Raw genomic sequence first — 2,440 nt, 5'->3', positions numbered from 1 at the left:
CAGATCCTTGAGACCCTCAAGGGACAACCGCCGAGCAACTGCAAATTACAGATCCCGACCCTAGCCTTGCTCGCAACATATGGCGCAGTAGGGATGCAATTCCGGAGGCATTCAGGGCAAATGAAATTATAGTTCGTGAAGGGGAGTCGACATCCCATATTCAGGCCGATCACGGCAACTTTCGATATGGGCGCCTCACTCAAGTGGTGTTCAACACCTCCGCTTTGGCACATCGATACCGTCGGGGGCGTCCACCCCATCCCCTTTCCGATGATTCCGTCCTTTTTTTTGACCTACCAAGCGATCAAGCAGTATCATCTGATGGACCTGTCGGAGGCGAGGGTGGCAAGGAGGCCCGCGTAGCGAATTAGGATGAAAGCAGACACGCCGGAAAGGGGGAGTTGGGGAACACGCGACTCATGGTTCCGACCCTATGCACGGTGCTTAAATCGGCACGGGTTCGAGATCTGAGTAGGGACCGAATTTAGGGTGGGCCACGAAGGGGCCACGGATCTGGTTGCGAGCTGAAACCCTAGCTTTTCTGCGGTTTGCAGACGCGGATGTGAGTCCTGTAAGCCCACAAGCGCCCTCGCCGAGTTCCGCCAGACATCTTCAGCCGGGCAGATACACCGTCTTCAACTCGAGATAGTTTTGCAGCCCCTCCAAACCGCCCTCCCGTCCAATGCCGGATTGCTTGAACCCCCCGAACGGCATCTCGATATCGACGGCCATGCCGTTGATGGCGAGCGAACCGGCGTCGACCCGCCGCGCGATTGCCAATGCGCGATCCTCGTCGGCCGAATAGATCGCGCCGTGGAGGCCATAATCGGTGGCGTTCGCCTGCGCGATGAGCTCGGCTTCGTCGTCATAGCGGATGAGCGAGACCACCGGACCGAAGATCTCCTCGCGCGCGATCGTCATATCCTTGGTCACATCGGCAAAGACGGTCGGCTCGAAATACCATCCGCGATTCTGGGCGGCCGGCCGCCCGCCGCCGGTCACCAGCCTTGCACCTTCCGCGATCCCCTGCGCGACATAGCCTTCGACCCGGTCGCGCTGGCGCGAAAGGCTAAGCGGTCCCATCTGCACACCGTATTCGAAGGGATTGCCGACATTCACCTTCCGCACCGCCGAGACATAGCCGTCGAGCACTTCGTCGTAGCGCGCGGTCGGCACGAGCACGCGGGTCAGCGAAAAGCACACCTGCCCGGTGATCGGCATCGAATAGGGGACTAGCGTGGGCAGCACCTTCGACAAATCCGCGTCGTCGAGAATGATCGCGGCCGACTTTCCACCTAGCTCCAGGCTGAAGCGGGTCAGTCGTGCCGCGCAGGCCGATGCGATCGCCTTGCCCGCGACGGTCGAGCCCGTGAAGCTGACCTTGTCGATCCCGGGATGGCGGACAAGATAGTCGCCGATCTCCCGCCCGCCCTGGATCATGTTGAACACCCCGTCCGGCAAACCTGCGCCCGAGATGCATTCCGCCAGGATATGCGCGTCGATCGGTGCCTCCGGCGAAGGCTTGACGACGAAGGTGCAGCCCGCTGCCAGACCCGCCGCCACCTTGTAGCACAACAGGACCAGCGGCGCGTTCCACGGCGTGATCGCGGCGCACACGCCCGCCGGCTCGCTGATCACCTGTACCCGTCCGCCAGAAGAGCGCTTGCGGCGATCGACAAACGGGTAACTGGTCGCGAGGTCGCCGTAAAAGTCGAACAGGCCCGGCACCTGACGCGAGGCATTGCGCGTGAATCCGATCACCGCGCCAACCTGCCCGGTCCATGCCTCTGCCAGTTCGGGAAGCCGTTCGGCGAGCAACGCCGCCACCCGTTTCAGCGCCGCGCCGCGGTCTGCCGGTGCCATGCGCGGCCAGGGGCCGTGGTCGAAGGCCCGTCGCGCGGCCGCCACGGCCCGATCGACCTCCCCATGGGTGGCTTCGGCATGGCGCATCAACAGCTCTTCGCTGTGCGGCGCGATCACGTCGAGCGTGTCCGGCTGCGCGCTTTCGTGCCACGCGCCGCCGATGAAGAACGGCGCGTTGGCGCGCGCTTCGATGCCCGCCAATGTTGCTCTCAGCGCTTCCATCTGGCTTCTCTCCACATCCTGTTTTTTGCGCGGCGCCTGGCCGCATCCGGAACGCCTATTGTCACACATGGCGGTGATGCAAGCAGCGCGGGCCCTGCACTAACCATGTGAAATCATACACTTACGCAATTCAGTTCGCTCGCGCCAAAGCGGTCGAGCGCGGCGGGACATGGCTGGGAGAGGGCGAAGCCGCTACCCGATCAGGCTAACGTCGCGATGCTCGGCCTGAGCCGGTGGCTGCGCGGCTGTCATGCCAAGACCAGGAGAGGACGTGCTATGGTCGATCGTCGTCATCTGCTCATCGGAACCGCCGCCTTGCCCATTTCCGGCATGGCCTCGGCCCGGCCAAATAGTC

General features: G+C 63.0%; 1 protein-coding gene. It reads right to left on the bottom strand.

All coding sequences use genetic code 11. From position 1 onward, the window contains the following. Positions 1–612: 612 nt before the first annotated feature. Positions 613–2,085: an aldehyde dehydrogenase gene (locus tag AX681_RS04635; RefSeq protein ID WP_066664725.1), complete on the bottom strand. Its 1,473-nt coding sequence runs from the start codon at positions 2,083–2,085 to the stop codon at positions 613–615. Positions 2,086–2,440 lie beyond the last annotated feature (355 nt).

The organism is Sphingomonas sp. CCH9-E2 (assembly GCF_001557215.1).
In the GTDB taxonomy this organism is placed as follows: domain Bacteria; phylum Pseudomonadota; class Alphaproteobacteria; order Sphingomonadales; family Sphingomonadaceae; genus Sphingomonas.
This window is presented reverse-complemented; position numbering and strand designations above follow the sequence as displayed.

Excerpts from the sequence above, each read along its gene's own strand:
- AX681_RS04635 (WP_066664725.1), bottom strand. The coding sequence starts at position 2,085 with ATGGAAGCGCTGAGAGCAACATTGGCGGGCATCGAAGCGCGCGCCAAC.